Origin of the sequence: Natrarchaeobius halalkaliphilus (genome assembly GCF_003841485.1) — an archaeon.
In the GTDB taxonomy this organism is placed as follows: domain Archaea; phylum Halobacteriota; class Halobacteria; order Halobacteriales; family Natrialbaceae; genus Natrarchaeobius; species Natrarchaeobius halalkaliphilus.
In genome coordinates this window covers 380,020-403,794 of record NZ_REFY01000003.1, presented here as the reverse complement: position 1 = coordinate 403,794, position 23,775 = coordinate 380,020, and the positions used below count along the sequence as shown (strand labels likewise).

Annotated in this window: 26 protein-coding genes; 8 read left to right on the top strand and 18 right to left on the bottom strand. The window is 61.2% G+C overall.

What is annotated here, in order from left to right; all coding sequences use genetic code 11:
- Positions 1-89 precede the first annotated feature (89 nt).
- Both EA462_RS08935 and EA462_RS08930 read left to right on the top strand, forming a co-directional pair.
- Positions 90-1,088, top strand: coding sequence for an MBL fold metallo-hydrolase (locus tag EA462_RS08935; protein ID WP_124178220.1), 999 nt, complete (start codon positions 90-92; stop codon positions 1,086-1,088).
- A 60-nt stretch (positions 1,089-1,148) separates the two neighbouring features.
- Positions 1,149-1,283 (top strand): transporter, encoded by a 135-nt coding sequence (locus tag EA462_RS08930; protein WP_124178219.1) that lies wholly within the window; start codon positions 1,149-1,151, stop codon positions 1,281-1,283.
- Positions 1,284-1,551: 268 nt separating this feature from the next.
- On the opposite strand, the gene EA462_RS08925 is transcribed toward EA462_RS08930, so the two are convergent.
- The 9 genes from EA462_RS08925 to EA462_RS08885 form a co-directional block, all read right to left on the bottom strand.
- Positions 1,552-2,190 carry a hypothetical protein gene (locus EA462_RS08925; protein WP_124178218.1) on the bottom strand — a complete coding sequence of 213 codons (639 nt, stop codon included), beginning with the start codon at positions 2,188-2,190 and terminating at the stop codon, positions 1,552-1,554.
- 124 nt (positions 2,191-2,314) lie between these two features.
- Positions 2,315-2,983, bottom strand: a complete 669-nt coding sequence (locus EA462_RS08920; protein ID WP_124178217.1) for a helix-turn-helix domain-containing protein — start codon at positions 2,981-2,983, stop codon at positions 2,315-2,317.
- A 270-nt stretch (positions 2,984-3,253) separates the two neighbouring features.
- Entirely contained in the window at positions 3,254-3,919 is a 666-nt protein-coding gene (locus tag EA462_RS08915; RefSeq protein ID WP_124178216.1) for an MBL fold metallo-hydrolase, read from the bottom strand.
- Positions 3,920-4,049: 130 nt separating this feature from the next.
- A complete protein-coding gene (locus tag EA462_RS08910) occupies positions 4,050-4,445 on the bottom strand; it encodes a hypothetical protein (RefSeq protein ID WP_124178215.1) in 396 nt (131 codons plus the stop codon).
- Position 4,446: 1 nt separating this feature from the next.
- Positions 4,447-6,126 carry an FAD-dependent monooxygenase gene (locus tag EA462_RS08905; RefSeq protein ID WP_124178214.1) on the bottom strand — a complete coding sequence of 560 codons (1,680 nt, stop codon included), beginning with the start codon at positions 6,124-6,126 and terminating at the stop codon, positions 4,447-4,449.
- Positions 6,119-7,663, bottom strand: a complete 1,545-nt coding sequence (locus EA462_RS08900; RefSeq protein ID WP_207891645.1) for an electron transfer flavoprotein subunit alpha/FixB family protein — start codon at positions 7,661-7,663, stop codon at positions 6,119-6,121. Before EA462_RS08900 ends, EA462_RS08905 begins: the two co-directional genes overlap by 8 nt.
- Positions 7,660-8,535: an electron transfer flavoprotein subunit beta/FixA family protein gene (locus tag EA462_RS08895; protein ID WP_124178213.1), complete on the bottom strand. Its 876-nt coding sequence runs from the start codon at positions 8,533-8,535 to the stop codon at positions 7,660-7,662. The genes EA462_RS08900 and EA462_RS08895 overlap by 4 nt, the downstream gene beginning before the upstream one ends.
- Positions 8,536-8,638: 103 nt before the next feature.
- On the bottom strand, positions 8,639-8,878 hold the full coding sequence (locus tag EA462_RS08890) for a hypothetical protein (RefSeq protein ID WP_124178212.1): 240 nt from the start codon (positions 8,876-8,878) through the stop codon (positions 8,639-8,641).
- A 34-nt stretch (positions 8,879-8,912) separates the two neighbouring features.
- Positions 8,913-9,767: a polymer-forming cytoskeletal protein gene (locus EA462_RS08885; RefSeq protein ID WP_124178211.1), complete on the bottom strand. Its 855-nt coding sequence runs from the start codon at positions 9,765-9,767 to the stop codon at positions 8,913-8,915.
- Between the two features lie 131 nt (positions 9,768-9,898).
- Here EA462_RS08885 and EA462_RS08880 point away from each other — a divergent pair, with 131 nt between their 5' ends.
- The gene (locus EA462_RS08880) at positions 9,899-10,096 is read left to right on the top strand and encodes a DUF5800 family protein (protein ID WP_124178210.1); all 198 of its coding nucleotides are present in this window, start codon (positions 9,899-9,901) and stop codon (positions 10,094-10,096) included.
- Positions 10,097-10,194: 98 nt separating this feature from the next.
- On the opposite strand, the gene EA462_RS08875 is transcribed toward EA462_RS08880, so the two are convergent.
- The 3 genes from EA462_RS08875 to EA462_RS17260 all read right to left on the bottom strand — a co-directional run bounded on the left by EA462_RS08875 (position 10,195) and on the right by EA462_RS17260 (position 12,606).
- Positions 10,195-10,791, bottom strand: a complete 597-nt coding sequence (locus EA462_RS08875) for a DUF7097 family protein (RefSeq protein WP_124178209.1) — start codon at positions 10,789-10,791, stop codon at positions 10,195-10,197.
- A 68-nt stretch (positions 10,792-10,859) separates the two neighbouring features.
- Positions 10,860-12,350, bottom strand: coding sequence for an Asp-tRNA(Asn)/Glu-tRNA(Gln) amidotransferase subunit GatB (gene gatB, locus EA462_RS08870; RefSeq protein WP_124178208.1), 1,491 nt, complete (start codon positions 12,348-12,350; stop codon positions 10,860-10,862).
- Between the two features lie 85 nt (positions 12,351-12,435).
- Complete coding sequence (locus tag EA462_RS17260; protein ID WP_165872037.1) at positions 12,436-12,606, bottom strand: hypothetical protein; 171 nt, start codon at positions 12,604-12,606, stop codon at positions 12,436-12,438.
- A 316-nt stretch (positions 12,607-12,922) separates the two neighbouring features.
- Here EA462_RS17260 and EA462_RS08865 point away from each other — a divergent pair, with 316 nt between their 5' ends.
- Together EA462_RS08865 and EA462_RS08860 are read left to right on the top strand one after the other, a co-directional pair.
- Entirely contained in the window at positions 12,923-13,276 is a 354-nt protein-coding gene (locus EA462_RS08865; RefSeq protein ID WP_124178207.1) for a DUF555 domain-containing protein, read from the top strand.
- A 79-nt stretch (positions 13,277-13,355) separates the two neighbouring features.
- A complete protein-coding gene (locus EA462_RS08860) occupies positions 13,356-13,895 on the top strand; it encodes a CBS domain-containing protein (RefSeq protein WP_124178206.1) in 540 nt (179 codons plus the stop codon).
- A 112-nt stretch (positions 13,896-14,007) separates the two neighbouring features.
- Here EA462_RS08860 and EA462_RS08855 read toward each other — a convergent pair whose 3' ends face one another.
- The 6 genes from EA462_RS08855 to EA462_RS08830 form a co-directional block, all read right to left on the bottom strand.
- Positions 14,008-14,640, bottom strand: a complete 633-nt coding sequence (locus EA462_RS08855) for a hypothetical protein (RefSeq protein ID WP_207891644.1) — start codon at positions 14,638-14,640, stop codon at positions 14,008-14,010.
- Positions 14,641-14,754: 114 nt separating this feature from the next.
- Positions 14,755-15,657 carry an SDR family oxidoreductase gene (locus EA462_RS08850; protein WP_124178205.1) on the bottom strand — a complete coding sequence of 301 codons (903 nt, stop codon included), beginning with the start codon at positions 15,655-15,657 and terminating at the stop codon, positions 14,755-14,757.
- A gap of 124 nt (positions 15,658-15,781) precedes the next feature.
- Positions 15,782-16,996, bottom strand: coding sequence for a Fe-S cluster assembly protein SufD (sufD, locus tag EA462_RS08845; protein ID WP_124178204.1), 1,215 nt, complete (start codon positions 16,994-16,996; stop codon positions 15,782-15,784).
- 7 nt (positions 16,997-17,003) lie between these two features.
- The gene (gene sufB / locus EA462_RS08840) at positions 17,004-18,434 is read right to left on the bottom strand and encodes a Fe-S cluster assembly protein SufB (RefSeq protein ID WP_124178203.1); all 1,431 of its coding nucleotides are present in this window, start codon (positions 18,432-18,434) and stop codon (positions 17,004-17,006) included.
- Positions 18,435-18,495: 61 nt separating this feature from the next.
- Entirely contained in the window at positions 18,496-19,395 is a 900-nt protein-coding gene (locus EA462_RS08835; protein WP_124178202.1) for an ABC transporter ATP-binding protein, read from the bottom strand.
- Positions 19,396-19,632: 237 nt separating this feature from the next.
- Positions 19,633-22,362 (bottom strand): DNA-directed DNA polymerase, encoded by a 2,730-nt coding sequence (locus EA462_RS08830; RefSeq protein WP_124178201.1) that lies wholly within the window; start codon positions 22,360-22,362, stop codon positions 19,633-19,635.
- Positions 22,363-22,513: 151 nt separating this feature from the next.
- On the opposite strand from EA462_RS08830, the gene EA462_RS08825 reads away from it, so the two are divergent.
- The 3 genes from EA462_RS08825 (at position 22,514) to EA462_RS08815 (ending at position 23,711) form a co-directional block, all read left to right on the top strand.
- Positions 22,514-22,699 carry a DUF7331 family protein gene (locus tag EA462_RS08825; protein WP_124178463.1) on the top strand — a complete coding sequence of 62 codons (186 nt, stop codon included), beginning with the start codon at positions 22,514-22,516 and terminating at the stop codon, positions 22,697-22,699.
- A 116-nt stretch (positions 22,700-22,815) separates the two neighbouring features.
- On the top strand, positions 22,816-23,244 hold the full coding sequence (locus EA462_RS08820) for a DUF805 domain-containing protein (RefSeq protein WP_243641387.1): 429 nt from the start codon (positions 22,816-22,818) through the stop codon (positions 23,242-23,244).
- Positions 23,241-23,711, top strand: coding sequence for a DUF7346 family protein (locus EA462_RS08815; RefSeq protein WP_124178199.1), 471 nt, complete (start codon positions 23,241-23,243; stop codon positions 23,709-23,711). The genes EA462_RS08820 and EA462_RS08815 overlap by 4 nt, the downstream gene beginning before the upstream one ends.
- Positions 23,712-23,775: the final 64 nt, after the last annotated feature.

Sequence of the window (23,775 nt, the reverse complement as noted above, 5' to 3'; positions counted from 1 at the left end):
AGGAAAGCGCTGTCCCGAACGTGGACCTACAGAGCGATCAGCGTTCCGCGATCAGTCACGTTAATACTCGCCGGAGAATGGGTTCGACCATGGACCGAATCACGCTGGGGAACGACGAATTTGAGGGGCGAAACAACGTCTACGTTCTCCTCGACGAGGAGACCGACGATCTCGCTCTCGTCGACACCGGCGTCTCCGCGCCGGACATTCGAGCGGATCTCGAGGACGGTCTCGCCGCGCGTGGCTACGGACTCGAGGACGTCGACGATATCGTTCTCACCCACTTTCACGTCGACCACGCGGGACTCGCCGGTGAGATTCAGGCCGAAAGTGACGCGACCGTCTTCGTTCACGAGGCCGACGCGCCGCTCGTCGAACACGACCCCGAGGCGATGACGGAACTCGATGAGAGACGACGGGAGCTCCTCGACGTCTGGGGCGTTCCGGCGGAGGCAACTGCAGAGCTTCTCTCGATACTCGATGGAACGAGGGAGATCGACGGAAAACCGGCGGACGCCACGCCGATCGAGGACGGGACGATCCTCGAGGTTGGTGGACGGACGATCGAAACCGTTCACGCACCCGGGCACGCGGCCGGGCTCTGTTGCTTCGAGATCGTCGACGGCGGCGATGGTGGGGACGGTAGCGAGGCGTTCGTCGGCGACGCCATTTTACCGGTCTACACGCCGAACGTCGGCGGAGCTGACGTCCGAGTCGATCGACCGCTCGAGCAGTATCTCGAGACGCTTCGAACGATCGTCGACCGTGACTACGACCGAGTTTGGCCCGGTCACCGCGATCCCATCGACGAGCCGACCGACCGCGCGCTGGCGATCGCCGATCACCACCGCGACCGAACCGAACGGGTTCTCGACGTTCTCGAAGAACACGGCCCGGCCGATCCGTGGACCGTCAGCGCCCATCTGTTTGGCGACCTGTCGGGTATCCACATCGTTCACGGTCCCGGGGAGGCCTTCGCACACCTCGATCACCTCCATCACGAAGGCGTGGTTTCGCTCGAGGGCGGAGAGTACCGGCTGATCGAGTCGGACGTCGATCTCGAGGAGATCGTCGGAACGATCGAGTGAGACGTGGCTAGCTGAGAATGCCGGCCACAATTCTACTTCGCCAGTCGTCGAACGACCCACATGGTTCGACTCTCGACGGTCGTCATCCTCGCTGGTGTCGTGTTGCTTTTCGTTCCGATTCCGCCGATCGCGACGATTTCCGGAATCCTGGTAATCCTCGTCGGAATCGCGCTTCGGCTACTCAAGAGTGCATAGCCCGATTGATCCATCCGGTCTCGAGCGAATAAGCAAACGAATCACCGTAGCTTTCGTGTCATACGGTCTGCTGTAACTGTTTACCGGCGCATCCGGCACCCGGTCTCCGGATACGTCGGTACTGACTTACAGCAGACCGTATCAGCAGTCAATCGGGACCGACCTCGAGACGACGGCTCCGCAATGAACTATCTTCTCCGCCGGCTTTGGCGCGTCGAACGAGCGTCCTCGTTGTTACTGAACACTCTGAGTGTAGCCAGTACTCTCACTAGATGTTCGGTGGATACGAACCGTGCGTTCGGTAGTGGAAGACGACGGTAAGGAACGCCCAAATGTGCAACCCCACGACGACGAGAATAGTGGCCACGTACAGCAAGTGAAGCGGATCCTCCGGCGGAACCCCTCCCCGAAGGAACGTCTGATCATAGATGTGTACCGTCAGGAGCCAGAACATGACGTACGTTCCGTGACTCTGGTGCCACTTCCAGGCTTTCGGCCCGAGATACTGGTAGGCCACGTTGTTCGAGGTGATCGCCAGAATCACGGCGATGATCACTCCGACCGTTGCGGCGAACGCCCACGCGCTCATGCCAACGACGAATCCGACGACGTCCCACCCCATCGATCGGAACACGAGGGCCACGTGTGCCAGCGACCAACCCACGAACCAGATTCCGAGTTCCGATCGCCAGTTCAACGGGAAGTTCCCCGAATAGCGGCGACTGATCGACGGCCAGATCTTCGTGACCGGGCCGATGATCATCACCAAAAATAGAAGAAACCACGGGATGGCGGCGACAATCCGCGAAAACGGATATCCCACCGCCCACAACAGCGATGCGAGCGCGAGGCTCCCGACGACGACTGCGCCGTGATGTTTACCGCGGTTGAACGGATCAACGGTCACGCCTATTCGATTAGCAACCCCGTACAAAAAGGTAGGGGCGAGTCTACAACGAGTGATTGCCAAATTTCGATCTCTTCGTCGGCGGGACGAGGGGGCGTACCGACGACGACCCGTGTTGCGTGTGCTAGTCCGAGGCAAGCGGCGGTGCGGTGGCTTCTTCCTCGGTGACGTTGAGTTCGGAGGTGACGAGCGCTCGGTACGCCCGACGGAGGCGCTCTGACAGCGCCTGGTGGGAGATGTCGAGCTCGTCCGAAAGTTCCTGCATCGAGACTTCGCGTGGGATCTCGAAGTAGCCGTGATCGATCGCAGCGACCAACGTCTCGTACTGGCGCGCGGTCAGGCCACACTGGGTGCGGCTCTCTTCGGCTAGATCGAACAGCCGGACGATGGTCGGTGAAACGTCGTACTCGACCAGCCGGTCGTACAGCGTGCTGACGTTTTCTCGATCGATGACGCGAACGCTCAACAGCCAGGATCCGTTCGACGCCGACGCGCTCAGAACCGTTCCGTTCTGCTCGAGGACGACTTCGAAGGGATCGACGGTCCCGTCGTCGAACTCGATGTCGTACAGATACCGTTCTTCGTCATCAGTGATGCACGAGTACGTGTCGATCGCTGCTGCGTCCGTGAGGGCGTCCTCGATCTTCGATCGGGAGCTACCAGCGAGCCACAGGCCGTGGCCGCTCGAGGCGATAACGCGTTCCATCTCACAGGTCAGCCCGGGGACGTCGTCGAAGAGCTCCCCCAATCCGGTTCCGTCGGCTGGAATTTCTATGTCAGCTATCGATGTCATGGTTCTCGTAATCGGGTACATCTGCAACGGCATTAACAGCACTTCCAAAGGGATTAGAGGCGTCGATAGCGACTTTCTGTTCGTCTATAGGTTTCGTTCTTCCTGTATGACTCGTGGATAATACGGTCGGATTCAGTGACCAAATCCCCTCATACGGTTTACTGTAAATCGTTGCCGGCGCACCCGCCGCCCGGGTCGCGGGTGCGCCGGTAAATCGTTACAGTAATCCGTATCAAACTCTCCGTCTGTTGACCGGCGCGCACGTCACGATCAGAACAGTTCGACTCGGATACCGTCCTCGGAGAGGTCCGCGGCGAACGCCTCGGCGTCGGTTTCGATCGCCTCGAACGTATCGTAGTGCTCCGGAAGCACGAGCTCCGGATCGACGCTCCGGGCGAACGCTGCGGCTTCGTTGCGATCCATCGTGTAGTGACCCCCGATCGGTGGAACGAATACGTCGGCATCGATCGACCCGTGATGCTCGAGGAAGTCGGTATCCGACGGAAAATAGATCGTCGCGTCCGCGAGCGTGAACTGGAGACCGACGACCTCCCCCTCCGCGTGGAACGGGTTCCCATCGTCGTCGACGTGGGCACCGTTCGGATCGTTATAGGCCGGGACCGTTCGGATCTCGATTCCCTCGACCATCGTTTTGCCGTCGTGTGGCAGGTCGACGACGTCGAAATCGAGGTCGGACGTGTCGATCGCCTCGTAGGCGGCGACCGTCGCCGCCGGCGAGGATACCGTATCGATCGCGGCTGGATCGTAGTGATCGAAATCGTCGTGGGTGATGAGTACGATATCGCCATCGCCCGTCTCTTCTTCTAGCACCTCCCCCCACGGATCGACGTAGATGACGGTCTCGTCGTCGGTTTCGACGCGAACGGTCGCGTGTCCCAGTCGATCGAACGTGAGTTTTTCGAATTGAACGGACATGGTCGCTGAGATCGTACCACCGGAGTGGACTTATATCCGGACGGTCGTTCACCGGCCGGAGGCGCGATTAGCCACCGACTCGAACGGCTTCAGATCGCTCACGTCGAGGCGTCAGTTCCCTCACGCTCGCTTACGTCGTAGTGTCTACAGCGTCTCGACTGCTCTGACACTCACGCGACGGCACACCGGTGAGTAACTGAGCGACGTCGACGATGTTATGCGTCTCTAGCAGTAGTTCCGCGGCTTCTCGGACGGTAAACTCGGCGTCGAGTTCGACTCCGTAACACCGGGTGTAACACTCGAGCCACGCGTTCATCGCGCACTCGAGAGCTCGCATCTCCGCCGGTGGGAACCGAACCATCCGGCCACCGGTTCGGCCCTCGACGTAGAGCCAGATCGCCTGCCCGGCACCGTCCCGAAGGAACCTCGTCGCCTCGTCCGACTCGAGGTCGGCCGCGTCGAGGGATGCGCGCTCGCGCAGCGCCCGGCGCTCGAGCGCGGCGATTCGAGGACCGTACCGACTCACGTTATCCCTCCCGGTACTCGACGCCCTTGCCGCCACGTGGGTGTTCCCACTCGGTTTCGGCCACGACGGCGCAGGTCCCGCATTCGACGCAGGGCTGGGTGTCGAGGCTAACGACCGTCTTTTCGGTTCCGTTCGTCTGGACGGTCTCCGAGCGATAACAGCCGCCGCCGAAGTCCTCCGCGCTGACCGGACAGGTGGCGACTGCGGCCCCGCTCGCGTCGTAGGACTCGTCGACGAGTTCGATGTGCGGGTTGCCGACGTCCGTGTCGTAGGTGAGATCCCCGATGCGTTCTTCGAGCGTCGGCGGTTCGATCTCGTTGTCCCAGTGGATCGTTTTTCCGTGAGTCTCACCGATGACGGACGGGAGCGTGACGTAGCCCGTGCTGGTGTCGGGAAGCATCGACACGAGGAACGGCGAGTTGTACGCCCGCTTTAGCAGTCGGTTCGAGATCGGGTTACCAACCGCGATCGATCCGATCGGCGACTCGAGAACGCGATCGACGGCGTTCGTGACGAGGTCGCGTTCTCCGACGGCGCGGGCGACCTCGTACCGTCGGGGACGGAGTTTGTCCATCGTTCCCGAGTCCTCGAGCATCTGTGCGTACCGTCGGCCGGCAGCCTCGGGATCGGCGTTGCCGCGGGTAACCGCGAACGCGTCGGCCGCGAGCGCACCCGCCGTCACCGCGTGGTTCATTCCCTTGATAATGGGTCCCTGTGCCTGCATCTGGCCGGCGGCGTCTCCGACGAGGACGAGCCGATCCTGGTAGGGTTCTGGATGGGCGACCTTTTTCGAGTCTGGTACGAGCTTTGCGGCGTACTCCCGCTCGTCGTACTCGTCCCCGAGCCAGGTCGCGAGGAGCGGATGAGTGAGCAGCGCGTCGAGCAGCTCGTGTGGCTCCGCTTGCTGTTCGACGAGGCTGTCGAGGTGGAAGACGGTCCCGATCGACAGCGAGTCTTCGTTCGTATAGAGGAAGCCACCGCCGCGAACGTCCTCGAAGAGGTCGCCCGAGAACAGGTGAGCAACGCCCTCGTCGGCCTCGAGATCGAATCGATCGTCGATCACGTCGGGCTCCATGTCGACGACCGCCTTGACGCCCTGGAACCACTCATCGGGCTCGTCCCAGTCCATCAGTCCCGCATCACGGGCGAGTTCGGAGTTAACCCCGTCTGCGGCGACGATCAGATCCGCTTCGATCGGATCGAGTTCGTCGCAGGTGACGCCGACGATCTCCCCGTTTTCGCGCAGGAGGCCGTTCACACGGACATCGGTCAGTACGCCGCCGCCGGTTTCGCTCGTCTTCTCGTGAACGCGGTCCTCGAGCCACGAGTCCATCCGTCGCCGGAGGACGGCGTCACACCAGTCGGTGTCGTGTTCGTGGAGGTCGGTGAGATCGTACGTTTTGACGCTGTTTCCCGCAACGTTGTGAATGCGGTACTCCGTGACCGGCCGTTCGGCCGCTTGCTCGCGAAAGCCATCGAAGAGGCTGTCGATGGTGTACGGTGCCGACTCCTCCGCGTAGATCAGACCGCCGGAGACGTTCTTCGAACCTGCTTCCGTCCCGCGCTCTAAGACGAGCGTTTCGATGCCGTGATCGGCAAGTCGTACGGCGGCGGCCGCCCCGCCGGGACCACAGCCGACGACGATCGCGTCGTAGTGTTCTCTCTCGGATTGGTTACTCATGTCCGTCACCTCCATGTCCGTCCGCAACCGCCTCGAGCGTCGTCTCGCCCGCTTCGACCGCGTCGGTCAACCGTGGCAGGACCTCGAACAGGTCACCCTCGATGAAGTAATCACTGAAGTCTCGGATCCGCGCGTCGGTGTCGGTGTTGATCGCGACGATCGTGTCCGATTGGTCCATGCCGACCTTGTGTTGGACCGCACCCGAGACACCCGCTGCGATGTAGAGCTGGGGGGCGACGACCTGTCCGGTTTCACCGATCTGGCGTTCTTCTTTCGAGTACCGTTCGACGTGGCCCTCGAACTGGTACGAGGAGGTGACGATTCCTCGAGTAATGGCGAGTTCGGCGTCCTCGAACGCGTCGACCAGATCGAGTCCGAGCTCCATCCCCACGGTCGGGTCGTCCGCGATGCCGCGACCGAGACAGACGACGACCTCGTGGCCCGTCAGATCGACGCCGGCCTCGAGCTGGTCGTACTCGGTGATCTCGACGCGGAACCAGTCCTCGTCGAGTTCCATGTCGTGTTCGATCACGTCCCCCTCCCGGTCGTCGTCGCGCTCGATCGGGTCGAAGCTACCCGGAATAATCGATGCCCCCTGGGGGTGGAACTCTCGACCCGGGTTGTCGAGGCAGAGGATCGTCGAGTACTCGAAGCCCGAGAAGTCCGGTCGCTTCATGTGAAGTACCTTCTCGAAGGTCTTTTTGACGCCGGGTTCGCCGGTCTTGACGGGATTCGAGACCTCGTTTTCCTCGATGAACAGGTCAGAACAGTCCGAGGCGAGCCCCGAGTCGAGCTCCGCCTGTACCTTTGCCGAGAGATCCCGTCCGTTGTTCGTCGCCGGGAACAGGATATACCGGGGCTTGTCGTAGTCGCGCCAGTCCGTACTCTCGGCCGTCCCCTCGCCGCGAGCCATATGAGCCGATATTTCGGTGTACGGCTTGTGGAGGAACCGTTCCAGTCGCGTATCGTCGTGGTAGAGCGCGACGTCCGCGCCGTAGGCGATGCACTCCTCGGCCAGCCCCTCGCAGTCGTCACCCATGAGGTACGCGACGACGCGCTCTTCGTCCCCGTAGTCCTCTGAGAACTGGTCCATCAGCCGGCGAGCCTTGCCGAGCATCTCACGCGACACCTCGAGCAACTCGCCACCCTGCGTCTCACAGAAGACCCACATGTCCTCGTAGTCACCGTCCGCAAGCGCCCGAACGTGGCGTTTGTCACGGGTGGGGTGAGTGAGCCCGTCGTCTTCCTCGCCTCCATCGTCGGATTCTTCTTCGCCAGCACTCTCGTCGTCTCCCGCGTCGGGTTCTTCTTCGCCAGCACTCTCGTCGTCTTCATCGCCGCCGCTCGCTCCGTTCTCCTCGTTACCGGGCGCATCGACGGCCTCGAGTCGACTGCGGATCGCTTCGCGGGCCGTCTTTCGATCCTGTCCGGACTGCTCGGCCTCGAGGACGGTTTCTAAGACCTCTTCATCGTCGACCGTCTCGAGGCGCTCGTTCAGTTCGTCGACCGTGTGCTCGCCGGGTTCGATCTCCGTCACGGACCGTCACCTCCGCTCGCGGCGAACGGCTGCATTTCTCCGAGAACCTGTCCCATCCCGTCGTCATCGTCGAACTCGATCATAGTCGCTTCGCGCTCCGACGGCGCTTTGGGAATCGGGTCGACCGAGGAAACGATCGTCGGAGAGCCATCGAGTCCGATGTACTCCGGATCGAGGTTGAGATCCTCCTGACTCCAGGTCGTGAGATGCTCTTCGTGGTCGCTCGCTCGCCCTTGGGTCTCCGATCGAAGCCGTTTGTGCGACAGTCGATGGGACGCTTTGCGGTACGTCGGTTCGAACTCCGGATCGGTGACGACGAAACACGGGAGCGGTGCTTCGACGGTCTCGATCTCGTCGACGTCTCCCTCGACGAGGCGCTTCGCCCGCAGGAGGCGCTCGTCGGGATCGATATCGAGCGCGATCACGTGGGTGACGATCGGCCAGTCCAGCGCCCAGGACGTCTGGGGACCGGTCTGGCCCGTTTCCCCGTCGGCCGACTTGAAGCCGGCAAAGACGAGGTCGATCTCACCGACTTCTTCCTGATACTTCTCGAGACCGGCGCTGAGCGTGATCGCCGTCGCCCACGTGTCCGACGCGGCCAGTTCGCGATCCGAAAGCAGGTAGCTGTCGTCGGCGTACACCGACTCCATCGCTTCCTCGAGTACTTCGGCATACCCCGGCGGCCCCATGCTCATCGCGCTGACGTGCCCGCCGTGGCGAACCCTCGTCTGTAAGGCCGCCTCGGCGGCGAAGCCGTCGTTCGGGTTCATGACTGTCGGTGTCTTTCCTCGCTCCAGGTGGCCGTCTTCGTCGAAGGACACAGCACCCTCCGAGAAGTCGGGAACGCCTTTCGTCAGTACGATCGACCGCATGGATACCTCCATCCCGGCAGTATGTCTAGTAGTATCATGCTCGTTTTTCTCTATCGTAGTTGTTGATATTAAGGATGTGGGTAACAATCCACAGAAAATCCGTTCACTGGCGAAGGTGAGGGATACTGACGGTCGATCTCGTCGGCTCACTCGTCAGCGCAGGATTTCTCGGAACCGTCCCGGAGACGACCGCTCGCCGGACGCCGAGGTCGTTTATCGCCGGTTTCGTCTTGGTGTTCTCGCGCCTATTCGGGATCGGTGACGAGTCCTGATCGGTGACCACGAGGGAATGGTCATCGACGTCGCCATCATCAACTCTCGACTCGAAGTCGGCGTCGACCACGAGACCTCACCTCGCTCGAACATCGACCCAATCCTCACTCGAGGTCACGCTCGGACGTTCCCATCGTAATCTCGCCGTCGGCGCGGATCGTTCCGTCGACTTCGGCACCCGGACGGAGTTCGAGGTCAGTACAGGAAACGTCACCGAGGACGCGCGCATCGGCTTCGATGAGCACGTTTCCGTCTCGGGTCGTCAGATCTCCGTGGATTCGGGTTCCCTCACCGACCGTGACCTCGCCTCGAGCGCGAAGGCTCCCGAAGATGTCGCAGTCGGTGTCGACCTCGATCGTTTCGGCCCGGACGTTTCCGTGCAGGCGACAGTCGGAACCGATCGTCGCGGGCGTCGAGACGCGCCAGGCGTCGTCCCCGACGGTCGCGTTTCGGGGTATCACGAGCGGCTCGGCATCGGGTTCTCCGTCGTCGTCGACCAGTTCGTCGATGAGCCGCTGGGCGGTGTCTTCTTCACCGAGGAGGAGGAGGTGTTTGAGATAGACGAACAGGAAGACGATCGTCGGCATCGGGTTTCGAATAACTATCCAGCCGTTGGCCTCGAAGCCCTCCTCGATATCGACGTCGTCACCGATATCGAGGTCACCAGCGACCCTGAGCTCGCCGCCGATGTGGACTCGTTCACCGATGTAGGCGTCCTGTCCGACCAGTACGTTCGCCGCGACGTCGCACCACATATCGAGCCGACAGTCGCCGTCGGCTTCAATCTCGCCGCCGAAATCGACGTTCTCGCCGGCGAGGACGTTCCGACCGCGCACGCCGAACTCGACGGTCGATCGGGCACCGACGAGGACGTCTCCGCCGGTCTCGAGGGCGACTTCTTTGGCTTGCGTTCCGTCGGGGACGACGAGTTCGTCGAGTGGATCCCTGCGTACGGCCACACTCCGGTCCAATGTGACCGCCCGGTAATAAACTTCGTCGTTAGCGCTGACGTCCGTCTGACGTCCGTCTCGCGGACGAACGGTGAGTCGCAGTCGTCTCGTTTTTACACTCCCGGCGCGTACGACCGGCGATGACAACGCTTGCGTTCGACGACGACGGCGTCGACGTCGTCTACGAAGGAACCGAGTTTCGCCTCGAGCGTGAACTCATCGAGGAAGCGACGGAGAAATCCTACTACGACGTGACCGACCACGAGGTGTTGAAGATCGTCGCCCAACAGCCGAACCTGCAGGGAGAGCCCCGGCGCGTCGGTGATATCCTCGACTGACGACGGTTTCGAACCCGACGACTCGACTCGGTCGTTTCCCGCTTCCCTCCGTGGGTTTCCGAGACCACGCCTCGTCCCTTCTTCCAGCAATCGACCGCCTACCGTTCGTCACGCCGCTCGGCCGCCGATTCGAACCCCAGTTCGTCGTACTCCCGTCCCCGGCGATCCTCGAGTGCGGCGATCGCGTCCGGGTCGGGCGCGACGTCGTCGGTGATCCGCGCCCAGGACGTGTGGACTTTGGCGTGACACCACCGACAGAGATAGATCGTGATCTCGTGAGAGAGGTTCACAGAATCCGACGCGTCGGATTCGCCCGAGGACCGAAGCCCGTCGGCGTAGGAGAGGTGGTGTTCTTCGAGTAACGGGCGCTCGTCGTCGTGAGCGATTCGCTTTTCCTCGAGGCCACAGCGGACGCACTCGCGGTCGTGATTTCGCGACCGGAAGTGGGGACAGTCGGACCAGCCAGGGAGAGCGTCGCTCTCGCGGTCCGGCGCGCCGCTATCAGCCTCGGATCCAGAGTCGACGACCGGGCAGGCGTAGTCCTCCCGTGCCCGGTCGCGAGCGAACTCCGGGTCGGCTTCGTAGTGATCGAAGGCGTATCGGCATCGTCCGTCGTTCGTGAGATAGTCACAGATGCCGGCGAACTCGTAGGGGTCGTCGACTCCCACGGCGGTCCCGTTCGGGGTTCGCTCCATGCTCGAGCGATCCTAGTGATCCGAACAATTTGAACCCCTCGCCGGGCCCGGGCGCTCTCGCTCCGTCGCTACTCTTCGAGTTCGGCGCGCAACAGCTGGTTGACGTCGCCGGGATCTGCGCTGCCGCCGGTCTTTTGCATGACCTGACCGACGAGGAAGTTGATCGCACCGTCGTCGCCCGACTCGTAGTCGGAGACGGCATCGGGGTTCTCCTCGACCGCATCGACGACGGCCCGTTTCACCTCGCCTTCGTCGGTTTTTCCGAGATCCGCTTCGGCTACGACCTCGTCCGGCGTTCGGCCGCCATCGAGCATCGCTCGAAGCACCGTTTCGCGGGCGTTTTTCGCCGTGATCTCGTCCGTCGCGACGAGCTCGACGAGCCGGGTAACCTCCTCGAGTCGCCCCTCGATGTCCGTAATCTCCATGTCGCGGTAGTTGAGTTCACCGAGCAGGTTGTCTGCGACCCAGGTCGCGGCGAGGTCGGGATCGTACTCGCCGGCGACATCCTCGTAGAAGTCCGCAACTTGTTTCGTCGAGGTGAGCTTCGAGGCCGCTTCTTCGGTCAGCTCGTACTCCGCCTGAAAGCGTTCTCGGCGGGCCGTCGGCAGTTCCGGGATCGCGATCTCGTCTTTCCAGTGAGAGACTCGCAGCGGGGGTAGATCGGCCTCCTCGAAGTAGCGGTAGTCCTTTTCTTCCTCCTTCGAGCGCATCGACACCGTGATCCCTCGACTCTCGTCCCAGTGGCGCGTTTCCTGTTCGACCGCGCGCCCGCGCTGGATCGCGTTCTTCTGGCGGGTTTCCTCGTACGCCAGCGCCTTCTGTGCGCCCTTGTGACTCGAGATGTTCTTGACTTCGGTCCGGTTTGCCGTCTCGAGTGCATCCGCGCCGATGTCGTCTTCGCCATCTCCGTCGATTTCTTCCGACGGAATAATCGAGAGATTGGCGTCGATACGCAGGCTACCGTCTCGCTCCGCATCGAAGACGCCGAGATACTCGAGGACCTCCTCGAGTTCCGCGAGGAACGCACGTACTTCGTCCGGGCTTCGGAAGTCCGGTGCCGTGACGATCTCCATCAACGGCGTTCCGGCACGGTTGTAGTCGACCAGCGTGTACTCCGCGGTGTCGATTCCGCCGCCGACGTGCTGGAGGCTTCCGGGATCCTCCTCGAGGTGAGCGCGCTCGATCGCGATCGTTCGCCGGGTACTCTCGACTGAGACCTCGAGCTCGCCGTCGGCACAGATCGGCTCGTCGTACTGCGTGATCTGAAAGTTCTTCGGCAAGTCGGGGTAGTAGTAGTTCTTGCGGTGAAACCGGGTTTCCTCGGGAATGTCGGCGTCGATCGCCTTGCCGATCTTGACGGCGGCTTCGACCGCACCCTCGTTGACGACGGGGAGTGCACCCGGCAGGCCGAGACAGACCGGACAGACGTTTTCGTTCGGCCCGTTCTGCTGATCGGTCGAACATCCACAGAAAATCTTCGTATCGGTCTCCAGTTGGACGTGGACCTCGAGGCCGATAACGGTCACGAGATCGCCCTGTTGGACGGTTTGGGCAGTCATTAGCCCTCGGTTCGGGCTGGCAGGGGTAAAGCGTAACGGGACGACTTCGAGAGAACGGCGGCTGACGGGACTGCTCGAGGACCGCTTACTGGCCCGTTCCCTCGTAGGCCTGCTCTACGTTTGCGAGGAGACGGTGGACTGGGAGCGAGATTCCAGCCTGACGGACAGCCATTGCGACCGGCATCGCGGCGATGCCGAGTACAATACAGAGCTGGTACAGTGCGAACAGCGTTGCGCGGTACACGCGGGATATCATCGGCGTTCAGACGACCCCAGACGCAGGTAGTATATAAGCTTTCTCAACTCAGAGAGAGTATCCTGATCGTTAATTCAAAACCGGGTCGGCGCAGTCATGCGATTCAACTGTAGTTTCGAAGGAGACAAGCGAGCCTGCACTCGAGACGAAATCCAACTAAGCGGGAGGGAATCGACGCGAGCATTTCTCGTAACTTATGAGCATCATCGGATTCTCGTGCGCACTCGAGTACGGGAGAGTTCGACCCCGGATTCTCCGTTTTGCAGTGATGGATCGGAACCGCAAAGCAGGAAACCCCCCGGACCGACCACAGCGTATGGGAAACTATCTCGTCGCGATGGAAGCAGCGTGGCTCGTTCGTGACGTCAACGAAATCGACGACGCGATCGGTGTCGCCGTCAGCGAAGCGGGGAAACGACTCAACAGTGAAGGGCTGGAATACGTCGAGGTCGAAGTGGGCGCAACGGGCTGTCCCGCCTGCGGCGAGCCGTTCGATTCGGCGTTTATCGCCGCCCAGACGTCCCTCGTCGGTCTCGGACTCGAGATGGAGGTGTTCAACGCCGACAACGAGGAACACGCCTCTCGGATCGCAAAGAGCGAGGTCGGCGGCGCACTCCGGGACGTCCCGTTGTCGGTGTCTCAAGTCATCGAAACCGACGAAGACGAGTAATCCGTTCGTCGCGTCAACGGATCGCGACGGATTGGCGTCCATCCAAAGTACTTTCTATAACCCGTGGTTATCTACTGGTATGGAGCTTCCGACCCCTGCGGATCTGCGCCAGCGCCGCACCGACCTCGGGTTGACCCAGAGCGAGCTCGCGGAGAAAGCCGACGTCTCACAGCCGTTGATCGCGCGTATCGAAGGCGGGGACGTCGATCCGAGACTTTCGACGCTCCGACGCATCGTCAACGCCCTCGAGAAGGCAGAAAGCGACGTCGTCCGCGCCGACGACCTGATGAACGAAGACGTCGTGAGTATCGCTCCAGAAGACCCCGTGAGCGAGGCCGCACGAAAGATGGAGGCCGAAGCGTACTCGCAACTCGCCATCATTCAGGACGGAATTCCCGTCGGCTCGATCAGCCAGGGAGACCTCGTCCACCTGGACTCGGACGTTCGCGACGAGCCTGTCGAAGAACACATGAGCGAAAGCTTCCCCACCGTCTCGAAGGACGCAACCCTGGACGAGATCAGTAACCTGCTCGAACACTACAAGGCCGTCATGATCACGGAGGCCGGCGAAACCGTCGGCATCATCACGGAAGCCGACATCGCACGGCGGCTGTCGTAGCCACCGAGACGGGGAAGGTATGGGACGGTCTGCGGTGGACATCAGTTCCGGTGGGGCCGCGACTCGTCTGGGACTGTACCGAGAGATCGGTTCAGTAGACCGGCTGGCTCGATCACTCCCGTTCGCGAAGCTGGTCGTCGGATTCGCGCTCGCGTCTTGGATTTGTGGATTCACCCCTCGGTTCGTCAGGCGGCTCCGTCCGATCGTCCGCCGAAGTCGAGCGACGATCGTCGCCCACCGCTAGGTCGCGTTTAGAAGCCCCGGTCGTCGTCTCACCGAGAAAATCGCTCGTTGCACACTCGAGGCAGTAGTAGTTGTATCCCTCTGAGCTGGTGTAGACGGGAACCCCTGCGACCGCGTACTCCTCTCGATAGCGGCGAACGAGTCCCTTTTCGACTCGAGACCGACAGGCAACGCAGCGTTGGGAGTGGGATTCGTCCGGTCGAACGACCCGTTGATCGACGGATCGGATTTTGCCGAACTGTGAGCGGCCGTGACGACGATTCAGCCGGCGGCGAAACCGGGGATTGACGAAGACGCCGAGCGAGACGAAAACGAACGCAGAGAGGAGCATAAATCCCGCGAGTAGCGCCGATCCGGTAGAGATACCGCTCTGGACGAGACCGAGGATCGCTCCGCCGGCGACGATGATCCCGAAGGCGATCGACAGCCATCCGGCAACCGCATACAGCAGCGCCGAGACGGTGTCCGCGAGGTCGACGATATCCGGTGTCGCATCCGACATCGTGAGTGCTATCGTGTTGCTAACGGGAACGATCTGGAAATACGTTGCGTTGAGCGGCTCAGGGCGGACGACCGGGGGCAAACGGTAGCTGTCGGCCGGAACACAACACTCCCTTCAGACGACTTTTCGCAGGAGTACGTACCCTGCATCCCGCAGTCGGTCCGGAAGGAATCGCGCGTAGACGCCGAACCGGCCGAGCGGGCCGACCGGATATCGGGCCGGCGGCTCGGGATGCGTTCCAGCCTCTATGATCGCCCGTGCGACGTCCTCGGGATCGGATGCGAACGGTCCTCCGTTCCCGCCACCGATCAGTTGAACGTCTCCGATAATCTCGTAGAGCGTCCCGTATGCTGGCGTTCGTTCGGCTCCCGGAAGCTCCTCCGCGGTACGCTCTTCGAAGTTCGTCTCGACCGTCCCAGGTTCGATCACGACGACGTCGATACCGAACTCTTCGACTTCACCGCGGAGCGAATCGCTCATCGCCTCGAGTGCGTGTTTCGAGCCGGAGTACGCCCCCGAACCCGGTAGCGATAGCCGACCCATGACGCTCGAGATATTGATGATCCGACCGTCTCCCTGTGCGCGCATGTGCGGAAGCGCGGCCCGGATCAGCCGATGTGGACCGTAGACGTTGACGTCGAACTGGCGGTGGAGATCGACCGTCGAGACGTCCTCGAGCGGTCCCAGCTGTGCGTACCCCGCGTTATTGACGAGACAGTCGATCGCACCGCCGATCTCGACGGTCCGTTCGACGACGCGTGTGATCTGGTCGTGATCGGTGACGTCCAGTTCGAGCGTCGTACAACCCGCTTCGTCCAGAGCGGTGAGATCGTCGACGTTTCGTGCGGTCGCGATCACCTGCCAGTTTTCCTCGAGAAAGGCGAGCGCGGTTGCCCGTCCGATCCCGGACGAGCAGCCGGTGATCAGGACGCACTTCTTTCGGGTGCAGCGATCCTCGCCGGTCGAGCCGACGCCCCCGGTCTCGTCGGCGTTGTCGTCGTCCTCAGCGGTGGCCATGTGGGACACGTTCGAGAGACGATACCTAAGTATCGACGGTTTGTCGCGCCGACCGGAACGTCAGTCGGTCGAACGGTTCACACCGGATATCGGAAGACAAAAACGAGAGCCGACGCGAGAGGTGTTACTCGCGCTGTCGAAGCCGCGCCCGAATGAGTTCCTCGAGGTCGTCGCGTAGTTCGTCGACGGCGATCTCCTCGAGAACGGGAACGAAGAATCCCTCGACGAGCATGTTTCGCGCGTCGCGCGGCGAGACGCCCCGAGAGGTCATGTAGAACAGATCTTCCTGGTCGATCTGGCCGACCGTTGCGGAGTGACTCGCCTCGGTATCGTGGTTGTTGATGATGAGCTTCGGGGAGGCGTCGGCCTCGCTCTCGTCGCTCAACATGAGCGTATTCTCGCGCTGATAGGAACTCGTATCCCAGGCGCTTCGGCCGACGTCCTGGACGCCTTCGTAGACCGATCGGGAGACGTCGTCGGTGACGCCACGGGTAACGAGATCGGCCGTCGTGTGCTCTGCGCGATGCCAGACTTTGACATCGAGGTCGAAGTGCTGGTCGTTGTGACCGTAGAAGGCAGCGACGATCTGCGTTTCGGAGGAGTCGCCGTTGAGTTCCGTCGAAACCTCGGTCTTGGTCAGCTGGGTTCCGAGATTGCCTTCGATCCAGTTGACCGTCGCGTACGTGCCCGCGTCGGCGCGTTTGACGGTGAAGTTGTAGGCGTCTTCCGAGAGGTTCTGGAGTCCGCCGTACTGGACGTAGCTGTTTTCGCCCGCGGCGACTTCGACGATGCCGCTGTAGTACTGTTCGTCTCGCTCCGATCCGGTCGCCTGACGCTCGAGAATCGTGACGGAGGACGATTCCTCGGTGACGACGAGCGTGTAGTTGAACAGCGATCGGGAGTTCTGCTCGGTTCGGATGGTGACGTCCTCGGCGTCGACGCCCGCGGGAACGTAGACGACGGTTCCGGTGCTAAAGAGCGCGGTCGACAGGGCCGTCAGGTAGTTCTCCTGTGGGTCGACGACGGAACCGAAGTGCTCTTTCAGCAGCTCTTCGTGTTCGTCGACGGCTTGTGTCCACGGAAGGACGTCCACGTCGGCTGGACCGACCTGATCTTTGTTTTCGGCCGCGTTCAACGGGTCCACAAGCGACTCAAAGTCGAGTTCGTGGAGGTTGGTCCAGTCCCGACCGGGCGTCCGGATGACGTCCGGCATCTCCAGGTCGGAGAGTGCCTCGAGCGCCTCGAGACGGGTCTCCGTGAGCCAGTCCGGCTCGTCGAGGCCACCGCTGATCTCCCGAACCTGTTCTTCCGTGAGGTTGGCGTGTACCTGCGTACTCATAGACATGTTATCCGAGGCTTCCTTCCATCTCGAGTTCGATGAGGCGGTTGAGTTCGACCGCGTACTCGATCGGCAGTTCCTCCGTGATCGGCTCGATGAAGCCGGCGACGATCATCTTCTTTGCGTCGTCGTCGTCGAGTCCACGCGATTGAAGGTAGAAGATGTCCTCGTCACCGATTTTACCGACGGTGGCCTCGTGGGCGACGTCGACTTTCGACTCTTCGATCTCCATGTACGGCATGGTGTCCGAGGTCGATTCGTTGTCGAACATCAGCGCGTCACACTCGACCGCAGTGCTCGAGTTCTCCGCGCCGTCTGCGATGTGAACGAGGCCGCGGTAGTTGGTCCGGCCGCCGTCCTTCGAGATCGATTTGGACTCGATCGTCGAGCTGGTGTCGGGCGCGTTGTGATAGACTTTTGCCCCGGTGTCGATATCCTGACCCTCGCCCGCAAAGGCGATGGTGATGTGGGTGTCGGTCGAGCCGCGACCCTTGAGGATCGTACAGGGATAGAGCATGGTCGCTTTCGATCCCATGCTGCCGGAGATCCACTCCATCGTTCCGTCGGCCTCACAGATCGCACGTTTGGTATTGAGGTTGAACGTGTTCTTCGACCAGTTCTGGACGGTCGAGTACTGGACGTGAGCGTCTTCACCGACGAAGACTTCGACGCCACCGGAGTGGAGGTTGTGGGACCCGTACTTCGGCGCGGAACAGCCCTCGATGTAGTGGACTTCCGCCCCTTCTTCTGCGATGATGAGGGTGTGTTCGAACTGCCCCATTCCCTCGGAGTTCATTCGGAAGTAGGCCTGAACCGGCATCTCGACGGTGACGCCTTCGGGAACGTAGACGAACGAACCGCCCGACCAGACGGCTCCGTGGAGCGCCGCGAACTTGTTGTCGCTCGGCGGCACGCACGTCGTCATGAAGTGTTCTTTGACGAGGTCGGGGTGTTCCTGGACCGCGCGGTCCATGTTCATGAAGACGACACCCTTTTCTTCCCACTGATCTTGCATGTTCTGGTAGACGACCTCCGATTCGTACTGTGCGCCGACGCCCGAGAGAGCGTTCTTCTCGGCTTCTGGGATGCCCAGCTTGTCGAAGGTGTCTTTGATCTCGTCGGGGAGTTCCGTCCAGTCGTCAACGCCTTCGCGCTTGTCGACGTCCGGGCGGATGTACGGAACGATCTCGCCGATATCCAGTTGCGTCAGGTCCGGCTGGCCGGGCCAGTCCGTCGGCATCGGCATGTTGTGATACTGCTTGAGCGCACGAAGGCGTCGCTCAAGCATCCAGTCGGGTTCGTCCTTGTCCTCGGAGATCATGCGTATGACCTCCTCGGTCAGACCCTTGCCCGATTTGACCGCGGCGTTCTGCTCTTTTTTGAACTCGAACCGAGCTTCGGTGTCCGTCTCTTTGAGGTGATCTTGTTCGGAACTCATAATGTGATTGTGTATATGGTTACGGCTGCAGGGTTATTACCGTTGTTCTAGGCACATTCGGTTACGCGGTGCCGTAGACTTCGTCACGGACCCAGTCGTACCCCTTGTCCTCGAGCTCCTCAGCGAGTTCGGGCCCGCCGCTCTTTGCGATCTTTCCATCGAGCATCACGTGGACGTGATCGGGTTCGACGTAATCGAGGATGCGCTGGTAGTGCGTGATCTGGAGAATACCGGTTCCCTGCTCGTCACGAAGGGCGTTGATCCCGTTCGAGACGTCCTGCAGGCGATCGATGTCGAGCCCGGAGTCGATCTCGTCGAGGACGGCGACCGACGGCTCGAGGATGGCCGCCTGGAGGACTTCGTTCTGCTTTTTCTCCCCGCCGGAAAAGCCAGCATTGAGGTAGCGGCGGGCGAACTTCTCGTCCATATCCAGTTGTTCCATCTTCTCCGCGAGGATTTCCTGGAACTCGGCAACGCCGACTTCGCCGTCGTCCTGCGGTCCTTCCATCGGAGACGACTCGAATCCAGCCTCTTCGTCGTCTTCGTCTGCACCCTCGAAGAGCTCCTCACGCTCTTCGATCTTCGCGTTGAGCGCCGTTCGAAGGAAGTTCGTCATCGTGACGCCTTCGATTTCGGCCGGATACTGGAACGCGAGGAAGACCCCGAGCGCTGCGCGTTCGTTGGGTTCGAGCTCGAGGATGTTCCAGGTGCGCTGGTCGTCGTCGATGTCGACGTCCGAACCGAACTCGTTCGCGTCGAGATGAATCAGGACCTCGCCTTCCGTGACCTCGTAGGCCGGATGGCCGGCGATGACCTTTGCCGTCGTCGACTTTCCGGAGCCGTTCGGTCCCATCAGCGCGTGGATCTCACCCGACTCGACCTCGAGATCGACACCCTCGAGGATCTTCTCGTCGCCCTCCGCGACTTCTGCGTGTAGGTTACGTAGTTCGAGACGTGCCATATGTTCTGTCGTGTGAGTACTAGTGAGTCCACCTGATAACGGTTTCGTATCTGATTGAATACAATAACAAAGCCAGAAGATAATTTTCCGAAACGGTAAAATAGAATCGTTCATGCTGTACAACGGCCGATATACGGTGATATTTCCCGTCAAATGGTGGGTGTCACGGACGAGTCGGAATGAACGCTTCGAACCGCGGAAATGAAATTCGAGAACGCCCGGGCGTTTCGAACCCGCTCACATGAACGTATCGAGCCCGGTTTGTTCCTGTCCGGATTTGACCTCGTCCCAGGAGACGCCGAGCGCCTCGAGGATACGTTCGATCGGACCCTTGAGCGTTTTTTCGAGCATGGTGTCGTAATCGATCTCGAACTCCCCGGGGATCTGATCGTCGTATTCGAAGCAGATGACGTCCGGATCGCGTTTGAACGCACCGTAAATCGGATCGGTGCGCGCGTCGAACGCCCCCTCGTTCTCGAGACGCTCGAAGAACGCGGGATCGACCCGATCGAGGTACAAACGCTTGGGTTTGCTGCCGCGCTGGAAATTCGTTCCGAGCAGACAGTTTGCGTACTTCGCACCCCGCACCTGGGCCGTGTCGGTGTCGTAATTGTCGAGGCGCTTTCCGATTCCGCCGGGGATAGCGATCTCTTCGAGCGAAATATCGCCCGCGAGGACGTCCTCGATGACGCCGTTTACGTACTCTTTTGCACCTTCGACGTCGCCTTCTTTGACGATCATCTCGATGACTCGGTGCTGGACTTCTTTCGTGATCGGTGCGATGTCGGATCGCTGGTACTCGAAGCCCACGATGTCGACGGTGTCGACGTCTTTCCCCTCTTTCCAGGTGATGTGACCGGCGTAGCGTTTCTTCTTCCCGGCCTGGAAGAACCGGCGGTAGAGTTTCTCGAACTCGATCTGAAAGCGGTGGGAGCCGGCGTTCAGGTCCTCGCGAGCGAAGTCGTCGTATCGCCCATTAATGTGTTTCTCGATCTCGAAGGATTGCTCGATAGCGTCGTCTTTCGAGATGCTCGAGCCGAGTTCGAGCATCACTGAGTCCGTATCACCGTACGTGACGTCGTAATCGAGTTCCTGTGCGGCAACCTCGGTAAATTCGATCACTTCACGCCCGGTCGCGGTGATCGCTGATGCTGCTTCCTTATCGTAGAGTCTGAATTGTTCCCACCCCGATACTCCGTAGAGGGAGTTCATAATAACCTTGACAGCCCCCTGCTGACGGTCGTACTGTTCGTACTCCGCCGATCCGGGTTCGTACTCGTTTCGCAGCCCCTTTTTCTCCTCGCGTTCGGCCAGCAGTTCCGTAATCATCTCGCGCATCACGCCGTCCGGTTCCTTTCGGAAGTGAATCGGGTCGGGTTCGGTCGGTGCGACGTACGTCTCCCCGTCGTACTCGTCGGGGTCGACCTTCGTCTCCGGCGAGGCGTTGACCGTCGTCATGCACATCGGATACAGGCTTTTCAGGTCGAGTACGGTAACGTTCTCTTTGACGCCCGTGATCGGTTCGAACACCGCCCCACCCTCGTACTCTTCGCCCGCTTCCTGCTGGCCTTTCGAGGGCAACGCAAAGCGACCGTGTGCCTCGTGGAGAACGTACATGTCGACCGCATCTCCGGGCGTCGGGGCGTCCTCGAGTTTGCAGCCGACGAACGAGCGGACCTCGTCCCAGAACGGGATGATCTCCTGTTGGCGATCGAGTTCGACGCAGAGTTCGACGTCCCGAAGGTTGTACTCGAGCAGTTGGGTTGGATCGCCTTCCCAGAGGTCACCGATGTCACCGGCGTAGCGTTCCTTCCCGACACCTAGCTCGGCCTCGCCAACGGCGTCGAGCCGGTAGGAATCCAGTTCGGAGAAGACCATCCGCTGGTAGCCGTACAATAGATCGAAGACGACGCGCCCTTTGATGTCCGGGCCGCCCCAGTTGCTCCGCCAGACCTCGTCGACCCGCGACAGTCGATCGATCGAGAGGTCGTAGTCGTGGTTGGGATCCTGTAGTTCCTCGAGGCGATCTAGGAGATACGGTGCGTCGAAATCCTCAAAGTTCCAGCCGGTGAGGACGTCTCCATCGGTTTCTCGGACGTATTCGATGAAGGCCTCGAGCATCGCTTCTTCCTCGTCGAAGCTGCGGATCTCGTGGTCGATGTCGCCCTCGATCGGCTCGTAGGCGTCGATTTCGGCCGGGATCTCGCCGTCTCCGACCGGTGCCTCGTAGAGCCACATGACGTACTCATCGCGGTAGGAGTCGTGGCTGGTGAGACAGACGATCGGCTCCTCGCCGTCCTCCGGGAAGCCACGACGATCCTCAACCTCGATGTCGAAGGTAAGCACGCGAGGCTCGGCGTCGACGTCCGTCGCCTCGACTTCCACGTGTGGAACGACCAGCGAGTCGTCGTCGGCCCGTCGTTCCGGCACCCGAATGCCGCTGCGAACGTCTTTGTCGATCAGAAACCGATTCGGAAAGAGAATATCCGCTTCGTAGTGCTCGAAGTCGTCGCGGACCTGTCCGACGTCACGTGGCGTCTGTCCGAACACTTTTGTCAGGCGCTCGCCGCGAATGCTCTCGTAGGGATCGCCGTCCTCGTCCGACTGTGCACTTCCCGTCAGTCGGTCGTATTCCTCTTCGGGCGGCCGTTCTAGCGTCTCCGTCGGCGCATAGAAGTATGGACGGAACCCGACGACCCGAACGTGCTCGAGTTCGCCGTCGGTGGTCCGACCGAACACGTGCATGATCGGCCGTTCGTCGTCGCCGTAGCCCGCGATCGTGTAGTCGACCTGCATCACGGCGAGCTCGAGCGAACCCTGGGATTCCGGGAGGGTTTCTTCGACGACGTCAACCACGTCAGCGGCGCTCGAGCCACCGTTACCCGCGACGGCGACTGCCTCTTCGTCCGGCCGGTCTTCGGACTTCGTGCCGAACTCCGCGAGTCCGGTCTGGCCCGCCTCAGTCATGATATCGGAGTTCGAAGCCACCGAATAAAAACCCCTGCGAATCGACTCACGGCGTGTCGGGTGTGGTGGTATCCGCGATCCGACCGATCGAACGACGTGATATTGCAGGAGCAAAAAGACATATAATATGGTAACACATACCACGAACCAGGTGATCGATGTGTCTACCCTGAACGATGACGACGTGATGGATCGGAGCGAGAACCGAACCCTGCCCAAGGGAACTGCGACGATCGAGACCTACGAAATCGACGACGGTGTCGTCTTCTACGACGCCGAAAATCCACTCGCATGGGTGGAAACCTCCGAGACGATTCCGCTCGCTGAACTCGCCTGATATCGCCGGAAGACTCGCTTTTTACCGCTTACCCGGCGTCGATCCGATCGGAGACGACCTCGAGAGCACGGGTCGAACGCGAACGTTTTTTCGTCTTGCCCGTCGACTACTCGCGTGTGGCCCCAGACCGGGCAGAAAACGAACCGGAAGAGTACGACCCCGAAGCGGAGTTTCGGGATCCCGACAGCGATTCGATTACGATCCCCCGCGTTCCGACCGAGGACGCTGGCTCGACGTTACGCGCCGACCTCGCGGCCGAGTTCGGCAACGGTACACCGGAGATACCCGACTCGTTGCCCGAGCCGTCGGAGGTACCCGCTGACCTTCGACGGACCTTCTGGGTAATCGTTCTCGTCGTCAATGCCGCCGTTCTCGCGGTTTCGCTCGGCCTCATCCTTTCGCTGTTCAACGGTCTCTCGACGCACGGCATCGCGCTTGTCGTTGGTGGCGTGGTGTTGTTCGCGTTGGCTGTCAGACGATACCACAACTATCAAGCCGCCAACGACACATCGGAACAGATACCGGACGAATCAGAACGATCATGAAAACCGTCCAGGACGACACCGGCAAGCGATACCTGTTGCTCAAGCAGTCCGAACACGCGAGTCTCGTACGTGACCCACAGAACGGAAACGAGTGTTACGTACGGAACGACCGCCTCGAAACTGTCGACGATGCGACCGCCCTCGAAACCGCTGCGCGAACGATCCCCGACCCACACCGAAGACTCCTGACGACCGTCCACGACGAAGAGACGCTGGGATTGCTTATCGAACTGTCCGAGCGAGGACCCATCGACGTCCGCACGCTGCTCGATCGCTACACGCTATGTGAGAGCGACCTCCACGGCAGGTTGACGGTCCTGACGTCCGCCGGACTGCTCGCAGAGACGGCGGTCGCCGGCGAGCCCGCGTATCAACTCACCGAGTCCTGCCGGACCGCACTCGAGACTTTCCGAACCGGACCCATCGTCGATTCGCCGTCGGAAACGCGACTCGAGGGTGAGCCCTGACGCGGAATCAGAGCCACGGTGCTCTCGCGTTTCGGTCCGCCGCGCGGTGATCGAACGACCCGCG